This window comes from Faecalibacterium sp. An77 (assembly GCF_002161315.1).
Taxonomy (GTDB): Bacteria; Bacillota; Clostridia; order Oscillospirales; family Ruminococcaceae; genus Faecalibacterium.
On sequence record NZ_NFHK01000009.1, the window covers coordinates 1 to 13,731 of the forward strand.

At 57.6% G+C, this 13,731-nt stretch carries 12 protein-coding genes and 1 tRNA gene; 8 read left to right on the top strand and 5 right to left on the bottom strand.

The features are described from left to right. Positions 1 to 676: 676 nt before the first annotated feature. The 6 genes from B5G28_RS04870 (at position 677) to B5G28_RS04890 (ending at position 5,193) form a co-directional block, all read left to right on the top strand. The gene (locus tag B5G28_RS04870; protein ID WP_087246601.1) at positions 677 to 925 is read left to right on the top strand and encodes a hypothetical protein; all 249 of its coding nucleotides are present in this window, start codon (positions 677 to 679) and stop codon (positions 923 to 925) included. Next, on the top strand, positions 903 to 1,817 hold the full coding sequence (locus tag B5G28_RS04875; protein WP_087246602.1) for a hypothetical protein: 915 nt from the start codon (positions 903 to 905) through the stop codon (positions 1,815 to 1,817). The genes B5G28_RS04870 and B5G28_RS04875 overlap by 23 nt, the downstream gene beginning before the upstream one ends. Then, positions 1,814 to 2,713 (top strand): DUF6551 family protein, encoded by a 900-nt coding sequence (locus B5G28_RS04880; protein ID WP_158099580.1) that lies wholly within the window; start codon positions 1,814 to 1,816, stop codon positions 2,711 to 2,713. The genes B5G28_RS04875 and B5G28_RS04880 overlap by 4 nt, the downstream gene beginning before the upstream one ends. A 91-nt stretch (positions 2,714 to 2,804) precedes the next feature. Further along, entirely contained in the window at positions 2,805 to 3,164 is a 360-nt protein-coding gene (locus B5G28_RS04885; RefSeq protein ID WP_087246604.1) for a type II toxin-antitoxin system PemK/MazF family toxin, read from the top strand. Positions 3,165 to 3,181: 17 nt separating this feature from the next. Continuing rightward, positions 3,182 to 3,334, top strand: coding sequence for a hypothetical protein (locus B5G28_RS14805; RefSeq protein WP_204228816.1), 153 nt, complete (start codon positions 3,182 to 3,184; stop codon positions 3,332 to 3,334). Positions 3,335 to 3,462: 128 nt separating this feature from the next. After that, a complete protein-coding gene (locus B5G28_RS04890; RefSeq protein WP_087246605.1) occupies positions 3,463 to 5,193 on the top strand; it encodes a recombinase family protein in 1,731 nt (576 codons plus the stop codon). Positions 5,194 to 5,250: 57 nt separating this feature from the next. Here the strand turns inward: B5G28_RS04890 and B5G28_RS04895 are convergent. From B5G28_RS04895 to B5G28_RS04910, 4 genes are all read right to left on the bottom strand, one after another. Next, positions 5,251 to 5,326 (bottom strand) — tRNA-Ala (locus tag B5G28_RS04895). Positions 5,327 to 5,601: 275 nt separating this feature from the next. Next, complete coding sequence (locus B5G28_RS04900) at positions 5,602 to 6,486, bottom strand: HAMP domain-containing sensor histidine kinase (RefSeq protein WP_158099581.1); 885 nt, start codon at positions 6,484 to 6,486, stop codon at positions 5,602 to 5,604. Further along, complete coding sequence (locus B5G28_RS04905) at positions 6,461 to 7,294, bottom strand: sporulation initiation factor Spo0A C-terminal domain-containing protein (protein WP_158099582.1); 834 nt, start codon at positions 7,292 to 7,294, stop codon at positions 6,461 to 6,463. Before B5G28_RS04905 ends, B5G28_RS04900 begins: the two co-directional genes overlap by 26 nt. Continuing rightward, on the bottom strand, positions 7,291 to 7,587 hold the full coding sequence (locus B5G28_RS04910; protein ID WP_242956684.1) for a hypothetical protein: 297 nt from the start codon (positions 7,585 to 7,587) through the stop codon (positions 7,291 to 7,293). The genes B5G28_RS04905 and B5G28_RS04910 overlap by 4 nt, the downstream gene beginning before the upstream one ends. Positions 7,588 to 8,047: 460 nt before the next feature. On the opposite strand from B5G28_RS04910, the gene B5G28_RS04915 reads away from it, so the two are divergent. Both B5G28_RS04915 and B5G28_RS15235 read left to right on the top strand, forming a co-directional pair. After that, positions 8,048 to 11,017, top strand: coding sequence for an acyl-CoA dehydratase activase (locus tag B5G28_RS04915; protein ID WP_087246609.1), 2,970 nt, complete (start codon positions 8,048 to 8,050; stop codon positions 11,015 to 11,017). A gap of 15 nt (positions 11,018 to 11,032) precedes the next feature. Then, a complete protein-coding gene (locus B5G28_RS15235; RefSeq protein WP_087246610.1) occupies positions 11,033 to 12,358 on the top strand; it encodes a 2-hydroxyacyl-CoA dehydratase in 1,326 nt (441 codons plus the stop codon). Positions 12,359 to 12,443: 85 nt separating this feature from the next. Here B5G28_RS15235 and B5G28_RS04925 read toward each other — a convergent pair whose 3' ends face one another. Then, positions 12,444 to 13,667: a 6-phosphofructokinase gene (locus B5G28_RS04925; protein WP_087246611.1), complete on the bottom strand. Its 1,224-nt coding sequence runs from the start codon at positions 13,665 to 13,667 to the stop codon at positions 12,444 to 12,446. Between the last annotated feature and the right edge of the window lie 64 nt (positions 13,668 to 13,731).

The window sequence follows — 13,731 nt, forward strand, 5'->3', positions numbered from 1 at the left end:
CCCTTGTTTTCTGCTTAGCGTAAGTGGCTGACAGGGTCAAGAGCGGCGAAGCGGTGGTGAAAACCATCTACTCTTGACCCTGTTGGCCACTTATGCTATTGACTTTGCTTAATTGGTCTATATCGTTCTGGGGATTACGGCATCAGAAAGAGAACAGGCTATGCAGAAACAACTCCAGGAAACGCGTAGAGCATTAAAAGAAATGCAACAGCATATCCAAAAGATGCTTGAACTGTTGGGGGAGCCTGCCTAAATGAACTTCACTGTAATAAACCGGAACTACCAGCACCGGTAAAAATCGAAAAACCGGAACTACCAGCTCCTGTTGGAGCGTTCAATTTTCAGGTACACTATAGCCACCAGCAAGGACCTCCCCCAAAAAGGGAGGACAAGCCCAAAGCTGGCGGACCTTGAAAATTGAATAAGCAGCCTCCTGGTACTTCCAGACAATGATACTTCCGTAACTCGCGGCCCGGCCATAAAGAAGGCGGGGCGGCCGAAAGGCCGATGGAGCGGTGCAAATCCGCCGCCAGAAGGTTCCCAACCCTCCCCGGGATGTCGAGGACAAATGGGGGAGGAACCCAAAAACAATTTCAGCCCACCGCCCAGGATCGCAAGACCCAAGACGGTGGGCTTTTTACATACTAAATCTTTCAACACAAAGGAGGAAAACCCTATGAGCCGTAGTTACGCACGCAATGCCAATACCGCATCCCTTATGACTCTGTGCCCGGTCTGCCTGCACGCCTTCCAGGATGCCAGGAAGGCATTCCTGCGCCGGGCAGATATTCACCAGCAGACCAAGGAGGTCTGTACTTACTGCCAGACCCGCTATGGTTTCGACTATTACGTCCAACCTGCTGCGGCTCACCGAGACACCATCCGTCGAAAGGTAAGAACCTATGTTGCAGCATCTCACCATTGACCCGGAGTTCGCGAGCAAGATTCCGCCGCTTCGTGAGGAAGAGATGAAACAACTGGAGGAAAACATTCTGGCAGACGGGGTGGTTATCAATCCGCTGATCGTCTGGAACGGCGTGATCGTGGATGGTCACAACCGCTACCACATTCTTCAGAAGTACCCGGAAATCCAGTTCACCACCTATGAGAAGCAGTTTTCCGACCGGTACGCAGCCATCGCTTGGATCTGCAAGAATCAGCTCGGGCGGCGAAACCTGACACAAGAACAGTACAAATACCTCATAGGCGAACGATATGAGGCGGAAAAGAGAACGGAGTCTTTTTATGGGAACCGATTCACTTTAGCGGACAAAAGTAGCCGGATTCAAAATGAATCCGGCTACAGCGGTGAACGTACTCGTGAGAAAATTGCTCGTGAGAACAACATCAGCGTCAGTTATGTACAGCGTGCCGGGAAATTTGCCCAAGGTGTAGATGCTGCAGAAGAAGTTGCTCCCGGTATCAAGCAGGAAATCCTGACCGGCAGCATCAAGCCCACAGAGAAGGCCGTGGCAGCCGTTGCCAAGGCCCCGCCGGAGGAAAGGCCCGCTCTGGTTCAGCAGCTCCGGCAGGCTAAAGAACCTGAAAAAGCCGAAGAAAAGCCGAAGCCCAAACGCAGCGCCGCAGAAACCTTACAAGCCATTCAGGATATCTCAGACAATATGCTGCAGTCCAACGGGGAAATCGACGCAGACGATATCTGCGCAGAATTGGAAGACGCCCTGGACACCATGATTTTTCGCTGGGATACCTGCCTGGAAAACAACAGGGAACAACGCAGTGCCTGCCGGGACGGCATCAGAAGCCTTACACAGAAGGGGATTCAGTACCTGCAAAAGATGAGGAGGACTGCATGAGAATGAACAATACCAGCGCCTATCAGGAAATGATGATCAACAGCAAGTTTCTGGAAGTCCCCCGTGGCAGCTACCAGCGGGAGCTGAACATCCACCGGGTGCGCAAGATCGCAGCAGCGTTTGACCCCCGGCTGCTCAACCCGCCCAAGGTCAGCTACCGCAGCGGCCGCTACTATGTGTTCGACGGCCAGCACACCATCGCAGTCCTCAAGTTGCTCAATGGCGGCAAGGATTTGATGGTCCGCTGCATCGTGTACACAGGCATGACCGAGAGCGAAGAAGCCCTGCTCTTTGCCCAGCAGGCCGGCGAATCCGCCCCGCTGACACCCGGCGATAAGATGCGTGCAAAGATCTACGGAGGCGACCCGGAGTGCATGGCCTTCCTCAAGGCCACTGAATCGGTTGGCTTGAATTTGGACTACACCCAGCGGCGTGGAAAGCTGCGTATCGGCTGCATTGGCACCACCTTTGAAGAATTCAAACGGGTGGGAGCCGACCTTTATAAGGAAGCTCTGTCTCTGATTGTGGCCGCCTGGCAGCTGAGCCGACCGCATCCGGTGGATGAAACAGGGAGGCGAAGCTGGCGCCGCGCTCCGGTTTTTGCAAGGGAGCTCCGCCGACCGTCGCAAAAATCGGCTAAGCGCAAGAGGGATGGGGACCCCGAGTCCCTGCGGGCAGAAACGATCCAGAGCGTAACCCGCTTCATCGAGCTGTACCGCGATGAATATGACCCCCGGCGTCTGGTCACACGACTGCACAAGACCGATCCCCTGACCATCTACCGGGAGGGGCGGGCCATGGGCGTCAACATGGCCGGGTACAAGAAATACCTCTACCAGGTCTTCTGCATCTACAACGGCAGCAGCAAGAAGAAGGTGCTGCCTATGAAGTTCTAACCTGCCATTTCATCCCCCTTTTTGCACAGAAGCCGCCTGCAAACCAACAGGCGGCTTCTTACATAATGAAGCACAAGGGGGTGCATAGCCTATGATTCCCAAGAACTGGCGATACAGCCGGGGTGACATCTACTACGCCAACATGGACCCCAATGTTGGCTCCGAGCAGGGCGGGGAGAGGCCGGTAGTGGTGTTGCAAAATGACGCGGGTAATAAACATTCGCCCACACTCATTATTGCCACCCTTACATCCAGAGTGGACAAGAAGCGTCATCTGCCCACCCACGTCTTGCTGGACCACAACCCAGGACTGAAAGTCCCATCTATCGTACAGCTGGAGCAAATCTTCACTATCGACAAGCGCCGCGTACAGCGGTTCGCCGGTCAGACCAGTGAAGAAGAGATGAAGCAGATCGAGACGGCCATAAAGATCAGCCTGGGGATGAGCTGAGAGGAGGAAAAAGCCAGATGAAAGAGCAAAGCAATTTGGGCAAACAAGAAACTGTTAAAGTCAATGGTTGTACTGTGCGAATCACATATGCATCGGGCGGCGAAGGGATGGAGTCTATCCATCAAGTCATTCAGGACACGCTGCGCAGCAGTACGAAACTCGGCCCCTGATTCAACATCCTTGCTCCATTGGCCATGATGCATTAAAATGACGATAGGATGATGTGAAAGTCATCCGGCCTGTACCTTGAAAAACGAATAATCGTTGTTTTTGCATCCTAGAAAAGGAGAAAACAACTATGAAAAAACGAGTCTATACATTGTACCGCGTTTCGACACTGGGACAGGTCGAGAAGGACGACATCCCGATGCAAAAGGAAGCCTGCAGGACTTTCGCCAGGGAACATGGTTGGAACATCGTGAAGGAATTCTCCGAGAAAGGTGTCTCCGGCTTTAAAAAGTCAGCCAAGCAGCGTGATCAGCTCCAGCAAATCCAGAATGCAGCTATGGCTGGGGAATTCGATATTCTGCTGGTGTTCATGTTCGACCGTCTTGGCCGCCGCGATGACGAAACTCCCTTTGTGGTGGAATGGTTTGTCAAGCAGGGGATCGAGGTTTGGAGTACCCAGGAAGGTCAGCAGCGATTTGACAATCATGTGGACAAGCTGATGAACTACATCCGGTACTGGCAGGCATCGGGAGAGAGCATCAAAACCTCCGTTCGAACCAGAACTCGGATGGAACAGCTGACCGAAGAAGGACACTACACAGGCGGCATTGTAGCTTTTGGCTACCGCCGGGTCAAAAACGGCCGGGTGAATAAACGTAACCAGGAAGTGTGCGATTTGGAAATCGACGAACAGGAGGCGGCAGTTGTCCGCTTGATCTTCCAGAAATACGTTTATGAAGGCTATGGAGCACAGCGCCTGTGCAACTACCTCTGTGAGCACAACATCATGGGCCGCGACGGAAAGAACATTCCCAATGTCAGCATCGTCCGTATGATTAAGAATAAGAGTTATACCGGTTATCTTATCAACGGAAAAGTTGAAACTGAGTGCCCGCAGTTGCGAATCATTGAGCCGGAATTATTTGAGCGGGCGCAGGAAATGCGTAAGGCTCGAAAACGGGAAAAGGGGAGCACACCCCTCAAACACAGCAGTCGGGCACTTCTATGCGGAAAGGTTTTCTGTGCACATTGCGGTAACCGACTGACGCTTACATCCAGCGGACGTACCCGGACCCGTGCAGACGGATCGGAAGTTCACGAAACACGAGCCCGGTACAGCTGCCATTACAAAGTCCGGCATCCCGGCCAGTGTGATGGTCAGTCCGGCTACGGAGTTACCAAGCTGGACGGAATCGTCGAAAGCGTTGTCCGTATGAAATTTGCGGAGGTTCGGGAGTGTTCCAAACAGAAGCTTCTGGAAGAGATGCAGGCTGAGAACCTGGATCAAGCCAGAAAGCAGGTCGAAAAACTGGAACGCGATCTTCAGACCCGCAGACAGGAACAGGATGTTCTGAAAGAGGAAACCATCCTGGTCATCCAGGGCAAGAGTGCTTTGGATCGGAATATGCTGGCCGATTTGGTGGCTGAAAATAAAGCGGCCGTTGCTCAGGCCCACGAGGCTCTGAAGATGGCAAAGATTGAGCTGCAGGAAATAGAAACATCCATCCAAAAAGCCAAACAGACTTGTGACGATCTGTTCACCTGGGCCAACGTTTATGAGGATGCCGACTTCGGCCAAAGACAGGCGATCCTGCATCAGTTCATTAAAGAAATCCGAGTCGGACGGGATTACGATGTGGAGATCATCCTCAATGTGTCGCTGGATGAATTTGAGGAGTTCAAGGCCCATGCGTGGTTTCCGGAGGATGCAAAAAAGGGTCAAATGGAGCGTAAACAAGCACCCAAAAACGTGTCCAGCGGCTCGAATGCCAGCATCGTCGTAATGGATGAAATCAGCGGCCAATCTTTGAGCATTATGCCGAAAACCATTGCACACGCTTCGATAACCTATGGCGGCTAATTTGTCTAAAGAAATTGCAAAAAAATAAGCCGTAGCGCCAAAAACGCTACGGCAATTTGGTGGACCTAGTGGGATTCGAACCCATGACCTCTCGGATGCGAACCGAACGCTCTCCCAGCTGAGCTATAGGCCCATAAAATTAACACTTTGATCGAATGGGGTACCAAATGAGATACGGGCCCAAAAAGGTGAGGAGCATTTACAGTTCAAATGCTCTCCCAGACTGAGCTATAGGCCCATGAAAAAGCCCCCATCAACAGATGGGCAAGAATTTGAGATACAGGCCATCAGAGCAGGGGGCTGATTCAAGGATCGAATGCACTCCCAACTGAGCTATAGGCCCATAACAGAAGCCCGATCAATCGGAACTCTGCGACTTCACTACTATACCGCTTTTTGGGAGAGTTGTCAAGTGAATTCTGCCGGGAGGTCGAACTTGACGGTCTCCATGCCGGGGACGCAGTTGAGCTCAAAAACAAGGGCAAACCAGAGGCGGCGCTGGGCGTGCAGAGCGTCCTCCTCGCTGACAGAACGGAGGATGGGGGAGGAGTCGGTGCCGGATTTCGGCGGGATGGTCAGCAGGGCTTCGGTGCCGCTGCCGGAGGCGCAGGGACGCAGCTCCAGCGTCCAGCCGGTGAGTTTGCAGTATTCCTGACACAGCAAAAGGCCGCTCTTGGTGGTGCCCAGGAAGCGGCTGCGATTGTTTTGCTGGCTGCGGAAACTGCAGTCGGGCAGACCGCAGCCGGTGTCGGAGATGGACAGCACCGCGCCGCCCGAACCGTCGTCACGAAGGGTCAGGGTAATGGTGCCGCCGTCGGGGGTACAGGCCCGCAGGGCATTGGAGAGAAGCTGCAGGCAGATGCAGGTCAGGTATCGGACGTCTGCATGGACGTAGAGCTCGGTCAGGCCGCCGCAGTCCAGCACCAGGCGGGTGCCCAGGGCCTGCTGGATCTGAGCCTGTTCCGAGCAGATGGCCGCGACAAAAGAACACAGTTCCACCGGCTCCCAATAGGGCTTTTCGGCGTGCTGCATGCAGTGGAGCAGGGCCAGCATGTTGCTCAGGTTCCGGTCCAGACGGCCGGTGGCGACAGCAAGGTCCGACAAGGTCTGGCGCATCTCGTGGGAGTCGGGGTCCTCTTTCTCCGAGACAAAATGCGTCATGTACCGCTGGCACAGTTCGATCATTTCCAGCGAGCGCTGGCACTCGCTCTCAAAGGCATGAACAGGCAAGCGCTCCAAAAGCTCTTCTTGGGCGCCGGGCGTTAGCTCATACGGGCTGGAACTCTCGTTCATGGGTCTGCAGATCTCCTTCCGACAGGGGCTGTTCCGCCGGGTCCTGCGGCGGCATAAGCAGCTCATCCCTGACTGCATAGATGAATTTACCGGTGGTGAGGTGCTGATGCGGAGAACAGTGCCGCCGCTTGAACGACTGCCAGGCGGGTTTGTTCAGCGCATTCAGGGAGCGAATCAGACGGCGGATGCCGCTGTCCACCGCCGTGACCGAGACCTTGTGCCGCTCGCCGACCACCATCAGGACATCCTTCCGTATCGCAAAATGAGGGTCACACCGCAATGCCTGAGCAATGCATTCCCGCAGATACTGGGAGCCCAGCGCTCCCGGCGCTTCGCCCCAGCAGATCAGCAGACGCACCAGGGCGGCGTCGCTGTCGGTGGGAGCGGCCTGCGACTGAAGCATGGACTGCAGATCAAACAGCAGGCTGTTCAGGCTGGACAGCTTCATTTTGTGGACGGTATCGGATTCCGGCTGCTGGCCGCCCTCCTCGCGGATGAACCTGCACAGTTCATCCACGTCGCAGGCGGGAACCAGCAACAGCCACGGCCGGCAGTTGGGCGACATCTGCTGCAGCTGGCTGCAGAAGGCAGGCGCATCCATGTCGGACAGAGCGTTGTCCAGCAGGACCGCGCGGTAGGGAAAACCGCGCTCCAGTGCGGCCAACAGCTCTTTTCCCGACTGATAGATGTCGCAGCGAAATGCGTCCCGGTCCAGGCAGGAAATATAGTTCTGGCAGATGCGGAAAAACCGTGCGTCATAGCTGGCAATGGCAATCCGCAAACAGCCTCTGGAAGATTCGTCGTTCACCAAAGTCCCCCGCCCTTTCTGCAAAACTGTACAGCCGCGGGATAGCACTCCGCCACCACATCCCGCCAGATTTCGGGCTGGACACAATTTTCGTACAGGTACTGCAAGATGGAATAGCAGCATTGGGGCGGCGCATCCAGGACCAGACTGTCACTGCAGGCTGTTTCTCCGGTGCGGGACACCGTCAGCCGGCAGGCGCCGTCCGACTCATCCAGCGCATAGGTCAGCAAATAAGGCTGCTGCAGCATCTCGATGGCAGAAAATTTCCTGGTCAATGGTGTATATGGTTTCATGGCTCATATTCTCCTCCTGCAAATACCCATTTTGGATTTACCGCACGATCAGGCGTGGCGAAGCTTTAATCCTATTTTAATGAGACACCCGCCCTGATGCAATGCTAAAAATGCGGCAAAATGTGTCGTCAGGGGACGGATTGCGACGGAGAAGAAAAGATCTTCACAACATCTTAAGAATACCGCGGAAACCATCCGCGCGCAAGAGGATTTTGCAAAAATAGGGAAAACAAGTCTGCATTTGTCCGAATGAAGGGGCCAAAACGGGCGGCGTTCACAGAATGTTTCCTTTTTCGCTATAGATAAACTGTTTTTTTCGTTTAAAATCAAGGTGGCTGATTGCATCCAAGGAGAAAATACGATATAATATTAGTGTATGTGAACAAACAATACTGTTAGCTGTCAAACAAAAAATGAAAGGCCCGTTTTCCCGGGCATTCCATTGCAGGAGGATCAAAACTTGAGAATTGGTCTTGATATAGGCAGCACGACCATCAAGTGTGCCGTGCTGGATGAACAGGAAAACTTGCTGTATTCGACGTATGAACGTCATTACAGCCACATTCTGGAGAAAGCACAGGAGCTTCTGCGCCGGATTGATGCAGAGCAGCTTCATGGCGCCAAGGCGCTGCTGAGCATTTCGGGCTCGGCGGGCATGGGCCTGGCCGACAGCTGCGGCGTGCCCTTTGTGCAGGAGGTGTTTTCCACCCGGGTGGCGGTCAAGCGCTTTGTCCCTGAGACCGACTGCGTGATCGAGCTGGGCGGCGAGGACGCCAAGATTCTGTTCCTCACCGGCGGCACCGAAGTGCGTATGAACGGCAGCTGTGCCGGCGGCACCGGCGCCTTCATCGACCAGATGGCGACGCTGCTGAAGATGAGCGCCGACGAGATGAACCAGGCCGCCGAAAAGGCCCAGCGCACCTATACCATCGCCTCCCGGTGCGGCGTCTTTGCCAAGAGCGACGTCCAGCCCCTCATCAACCAGGGCGCCCGGGCGGAGGACATTGCCGCCAGCATTTATAAGGCCGTGGTCAGCCAGACCATTGCGGGCCTGGCCCAGGGCCGGCCCATCCAGGGAAATATCCTGTACCTGGGCGGCCCTCTGACCTTCAGCTCGGTGCTGCGCAGCAGCTTTGACGAGGCTCTGGGCGTCACCGGCACCTGCCCCCAAAACAGCCTGCTGTATGTGGCCCTGGGCGCAGCCCTGTACGCCGACAAGGAGTTCAACCTGTCGGAGGTGGCCAACGAGCTGGACCGCTATGCGGCCACCGCCACCTACGCCAGCGAGCCGCCCCTCTTTGCCAACAAAGAGGAGTATGAGGCTTTCCACGCCCGTCATATGTCCCACAGCGTGCCCTGCGTGCCCTTTGGGGTCCAGTGCGGCCGGGTACATATCGGCATCGACTCGGGCTCCACCACCGTCAAGCTGGTGGTGGTGGACGAGCAGAGCCGGATTCTGTACACCAACTACCAGCCCAACCTGGGCAACCCGCTGCCCCTGATCCAGGAGCAGCTGCTCAAGATTTATCACGCCCACCCCGGCCTGCAGGTGGGCAGCGTCACCACCACCGGCTACGGCGAGGACCTGGTCAAGAACGCTTTCCGCTGCGACTACGGCCTGGTGGAGACGGTGGCCCACTTCACCGCCGCCAAGTATTTTATGCCCGACGTGGATTTCATCATCGACATCGGCGGCCAGGACATGAAGTGCTTCAAGATCGAGGACGGCGCCATCAGCAATATCTTCCTGAACGAGGCCTGTTCTTCGGGCTGCGGCAGCTTCCTGCAGACCTTCGCCCAGGCGCTGGGTTATGACGTCAAGCAGTTTGCCGCGCTGGGCCTCTTTGCAGACCGCCCGGTGGACCTGGGCAGCCGCTGCACCGTGTTCATGAACAGCTCGGTCAAGCAGGCCCAGAAGGACGGCGCCAGCATCGAGAACATCAGCGCCGGCCTGTCCATCAGCGTGGTCAAGAACGCCCTGTACAAGGTCATCCGCGCTTCCAGCCCCGAGGAGCTGGGCCGCAAGATTGTGGTTCAGGGCGGCACCTTCTACAATGAGGCGGTTCTGCGGGCCTTTGAGAAGGAGATGGGGGTGGAGGTCATCCGTCCCGACATCGCCGGCCTGATGGGCGCCTATGGCGCAGCCCTCTACGGCCTGCGCCGCACCGCCAAGTCGGGCCGGGCCCAGTCCTCGGTGATGAGCCAGGAGGAACTGGAAAACTTCACCCAGAAGGTGGCCAACGTCAAGTGCGGCGGCTGCGGCAACAACTGCCAGCTGACCATCAATACCTTCGCCGACGGCCGCAAGTACATTTCGGGCAACCGCTGCGACAAGCCTGTCACCGGCAAAGGGGAGGACAACACCCTCAACCTCTACGCCTACAAGCAGGAACTGCTGGCCGGCTATAAGCCGGTGCCCGGCAAGCGGGGTTCCATCGGCATTCCTCTGTGCCTGAACTTCTATGAGCTGCTGCCTTTCTGGCACACCTTCTGGACCAGGCTGGGCTTCACCGTCCATGTCAGCCCGGTGTCCAGCCGGGGCCTGTATCTGGCCGGACAGGCCACCATCCCCAGCGACACCGCCTGCTTCCCGGCCAAGCTCAGCCACGGCCATATCAAGGCCCTGTCGGCCATGCAGCTGGACGCCATCTTCTATCCCTGCCTGACCTACAACATCGACGAGGGCCTGGGCGACAACCACTACAACTGCCCGGTGGTGGCCTATTACCCCGAAGTTCTGCTGGGCAACTGCCCCGAGCTGGAGGGCAAGAAGTTCATCTGCGACTATGTGGGCATTCATCGTCCCAAGGACTTTGTGCATAAGATGGCCAGGGAGATCCTGCCCAAGTACTTCGGCGGCATCTCCCGGCGGGAGGTCCAGCAGGCCGCCGATGCGGCCTACGCCGAGTACGCCTCCCACATGGCCAAGATTCGCGCCAAGGGCGGCCAGATCATCGACGAGGCCCGCCGCCAGGGCAAGCGAATCATTGTGCTGGCAGGCCGTCCCTACCATGTGGACCCCGAGGTCAACCATGGCATCGACCGTCTGATCGTCCGCCACAATGCGGCGGTGGTCACCGAGGACAGCATTTCGGACCGGGTGGAGAAGTTCCCCACCAGCGTCCTGAACCAGTGGACCTACCACAGCCGCCTGTACGCCGCCGCCAAGTACTGCACCACCCAGCCCGATATGGACCTGGTACAGCTGGTGTCCTTCGGCTGCGGCGTGGACGCCATCACCACCGACGAAACCCGTGAGATCCTGCAGGAGGGCGGCAAGCTGTACACCCAGCTCAAGATCGACGAGATCACCAACCTGGGCGCAGTGAATATCCGGCTGCGGAGCCTGTTTGCCGCTCTGGACGAGCGGGATGAACTGGCCCGGGAAAAGGCCGAGGCCAAGGCGGAACAGCCCGCCGCGGACCGCTGAACATAGGAGGCAACCGTGGAATACAATTATCCCAAATTCACCAAGGAGATGAAGGCCACCCACACCATCCTCATCCCCAATATGGCGGTGACCCAGTTCCGGCTGCTGAAATACGCGCTGGAGCACGAGGGCTATAAGTGTGAGATTCTGGGCAACTGCGGCAGCGCCGTGGCGCAGCTGGGCCTGAAGTACGTGCACAACGACACCTGTTATCCGGCGCTGCTGGTCATCGGCCAGTTCATCGACGCCCTGAACAGCGGCAAGTATGACCTGGACCACACCGCCCTGCTGATTACCCAGACCGGCGGCGGCTGCCGCGCCTCCAACTACATCCACCTGCTGCGCAAGGCCCTGGTCAAGGCGGGTTATCCCCAGATCCCGGTGGCCAGCCTGAACTTCTCCGGCCTGGAGAAGGACAGCGGCTTCCAGATGGACCTGCCCCTGCTGCGTCAGGCGGTGGCCTGTGTGTTCTATGGCGATATGCTGAGCGCCCTGCGCAACCAGGTAGCGCCCTATGAGAATGTGCCGGGCCAGGCCGACCGTCTGGTGGATACCTGGATCGGCCGTCTGGGCCGGGCCCTGCTGGCCGGCAAGAGCTATACCGCCCGGGAAATGAAGCACACCTTCCCCCTGATCGCCAAGGAGTTCGCCGCCATTCCGGTGACCCGGGTGCCCCGGGTCAAGGTGGGCGTCGTGGGCGAGATCTACGTCAAATACAGCCCCCTGGGCAACAATGACCTGCAGAAGTTCCTGGAATCGGAGGGCTGCGAGGTCAACTTCCCGGGCCTGATGGGCTTCTGTCAGTACTGCATCTTCAACATGGGCGAGGACCACGTCCTCTATGGCGGCAAGCTGGCCACCAAGTTCACCACCGACCGTCTGCTGGACTGGCTGGACGGTATCGAGCGTGCCATGCTGAAGGCCATGTCTTCCGCCGGCTTCTACGCCCCCGGCCCCTTCAAGGAGCTGATCGAGAAGCCCGAGGGCGTCATCTCTCTGGGCGCCAAGATGGGCGAGGGCTGGCTGCTGACCGCCGAGATGATCGAGCTGGTCCAGGGCGGCTATCCCAACATCGTCTGCGCCCAGCCCTTCGGCTGCCTGCCCAACCACATTGTGGGCAAGGGCATGGTGAACAAGATCCGGGCCCTGTACCCGGTGGCCAACATCACCCCCATCGACTACGACCCCAGCGCCACCAAGGTCAACCAGGAAAACCGCATCAAGCTGATGCTGGCGGTGGCCAAGGAGCGCCTGGAAAATCCTGCCCCCGCCCAGCCCCTCACCGCAGAGGAGATCGCCGGCGGCGCCCCCACCGTGGGCCGCCACCCCATGACCGTCTGATGCGGCAGGGAACACCCCTATAAACAATCAAAGCCCCGCGCAGCTTTTCAGGCTGCGCGGGGCTTTTTGGTTCATGGGTAAAGGGTTACTTCATGTAGATGTGGTGGGGCAGGCCGGCAATGTACAGCGGGGTCAGCTCGGCCTGGATCAGGGGACGTGCGTACTCCAGGAATTCATGGGTCATCTGGGTGTGATTTTCGTTCATCCAGCTGAGGGGGACCTTCTTCTCCAGGTTGGCCACTTCGCTGATGGGGTGCAGCTCGGTGGTGCACTGGTAGGGATTGTTGGAAATCCGCTTCAGAGCCACCATCTGGCCGGTGACGCCCTCAAAGGCGGCCTTGGCGGCAGCGCCGCCCACCTGGTAGGCCTCAGTGATGTCGGTGCGGCTGGTCAGATGGCCGGCGCAGCGCTGCAGGGTGGACAGCTCGATGCAGCGGGTCTTGGTGTCCAGAGAACGGGCCACCGTGTTGGCCAGGAACCGGGCGGTGCCGGTCAGGGCCTTGTGACCGAAGGCGTCCACCGCATGGACGTCGTCGGCCAGCTCACAGACGTAGCGGCCGTCCTCCAGCTTGACGCCTTCCGAGACGGCGATGACGATGCTGGGCTTCTTCTCCTGCATGGCCCGGACCTTCTCAATGAACCGGTCCACGTGGAAGGGCACTTCGGGCAGGCAGATCATGTCCACGCCCTCGCAGTCGTCGCCCTTGGCCAGGGCGGCGGCAGCGGTCAGCCAGCCGGCGTTGCGGCCCATGATTTCCACGATGGTCACGTACTTGGTGCCGTAGACGGTGGCGTCCCGGATGATTTCCTTCATCACCACGCCGATGTACTTGGCGGCGGAGCCGTAGCCGGGGGTGTGGTCGGTGACCATCAGGTCGTTGTCGATGGTCTTGGGCACGCCCATAAACCGGATGTCGCTGCCGGTCCGTGCGCCGTAGTCAGCCAGCTTGCCGATGGTGTCCATCGAGTCGTTGCCGCCGATGTAGAAGAAATAGCCGATATCCAGCTTTTCCAGGATGTCGAACAGCTTTTTGTAGACGGCCTCGTCGGCGTGCCAGTCGGGCAGCTTGTAGCGGCAGCTGCCCAGGAAGCTGGACGGAGTCCGCTTGAGCAGTTCGATGTCCAGATCATCCTTCAGGATGGTGCTCAGGTCCACCACCCGCTCCTCCAGCAGGCCGGCCACACCGTTGCACATTCCATAGACGATTTCCGCGCCGCGGTTTTTGCAGCTCTCAAAGACACCGGCCAAACTCGCGTTGATGACGGACGTGGGACCGCCGGACTGGCCGACGATTGCGTTTTTACCCATGATCTTTTTCTCCTTTACAGTACGTCTTGTGTTGGCTCTATCTTGACTGCACAGGGGAAACCCT

What these genes read in the sequence shown, in the direction of transcription:
- B5G28_RS04880 (WP_158099580.1), top strand. Translation starts at nt 1,814, where the DNA reads ATGAGAATGAACAATACCAGCGCCTATCAGGAAATGATGATCAACAGC.
- B5G28_RS04870 (WP_087246601.1), top strand. Translation starts at nt 677, where the DNA reads ATGAGCCGTAGTTACGCACGCAATGCCAATACCGCATCCCTTATGACT.
- B5G28_RS04885 (WP_087246604.1), top strand. Translation starts at nt 2,805, where the DNA reads ATGATTCCCAAGAACTGGCGATACAGCCGGGGTGACATCTACTACGCC.
- B5G28_RS14805 (WP_204228816.1), top strand. Translation starts at nt 3,182, where the DNA reads ATGAAAGAGCAAAGCAATTTGGGCAAACAAGAAACTGTTAAAGTCAAT.
- B5G28_RS04875 (WP_087246602.1), top strand. Translation starts at nt 903, where the DNA reads ATGTTGCAGCATCTCACCATTGACCCGGAGTTCGCGAGCAAGATTCCG.
- B5G28_RS04900 (WP_158099581.1), bottom strand. Translation starts at nt 6,486, where the DNA reads ATGAACGAGAGTTCCAGCCCGTATGAGCTAACGCCCGGCGCCCAAGAA.
- B5G28_RS04890 (WP_087246605.1), top strand. Translation starts at nt 3,463, where the DNA reads ATGAAAAAACGAGTCTATACATTGTACCGCGTTTCGACACTGGGACAG.
- B5G28_RS04925 (WP_087246611.1), bottom strand. Translation starts at nt 13,667, where the DNA reads ATGGGTAAAAACGCAATCGTCGGCCAGTCCGGCGGTCCCACGTCCGTC.
- B5G28_RS04910 (WP_242956684.1), bottom strand. Translation starts at nt 7,587, where the DNA reads ATGAAACCATATACACCATTGACCAGGAAATTTTCTGCCATCGAGATG.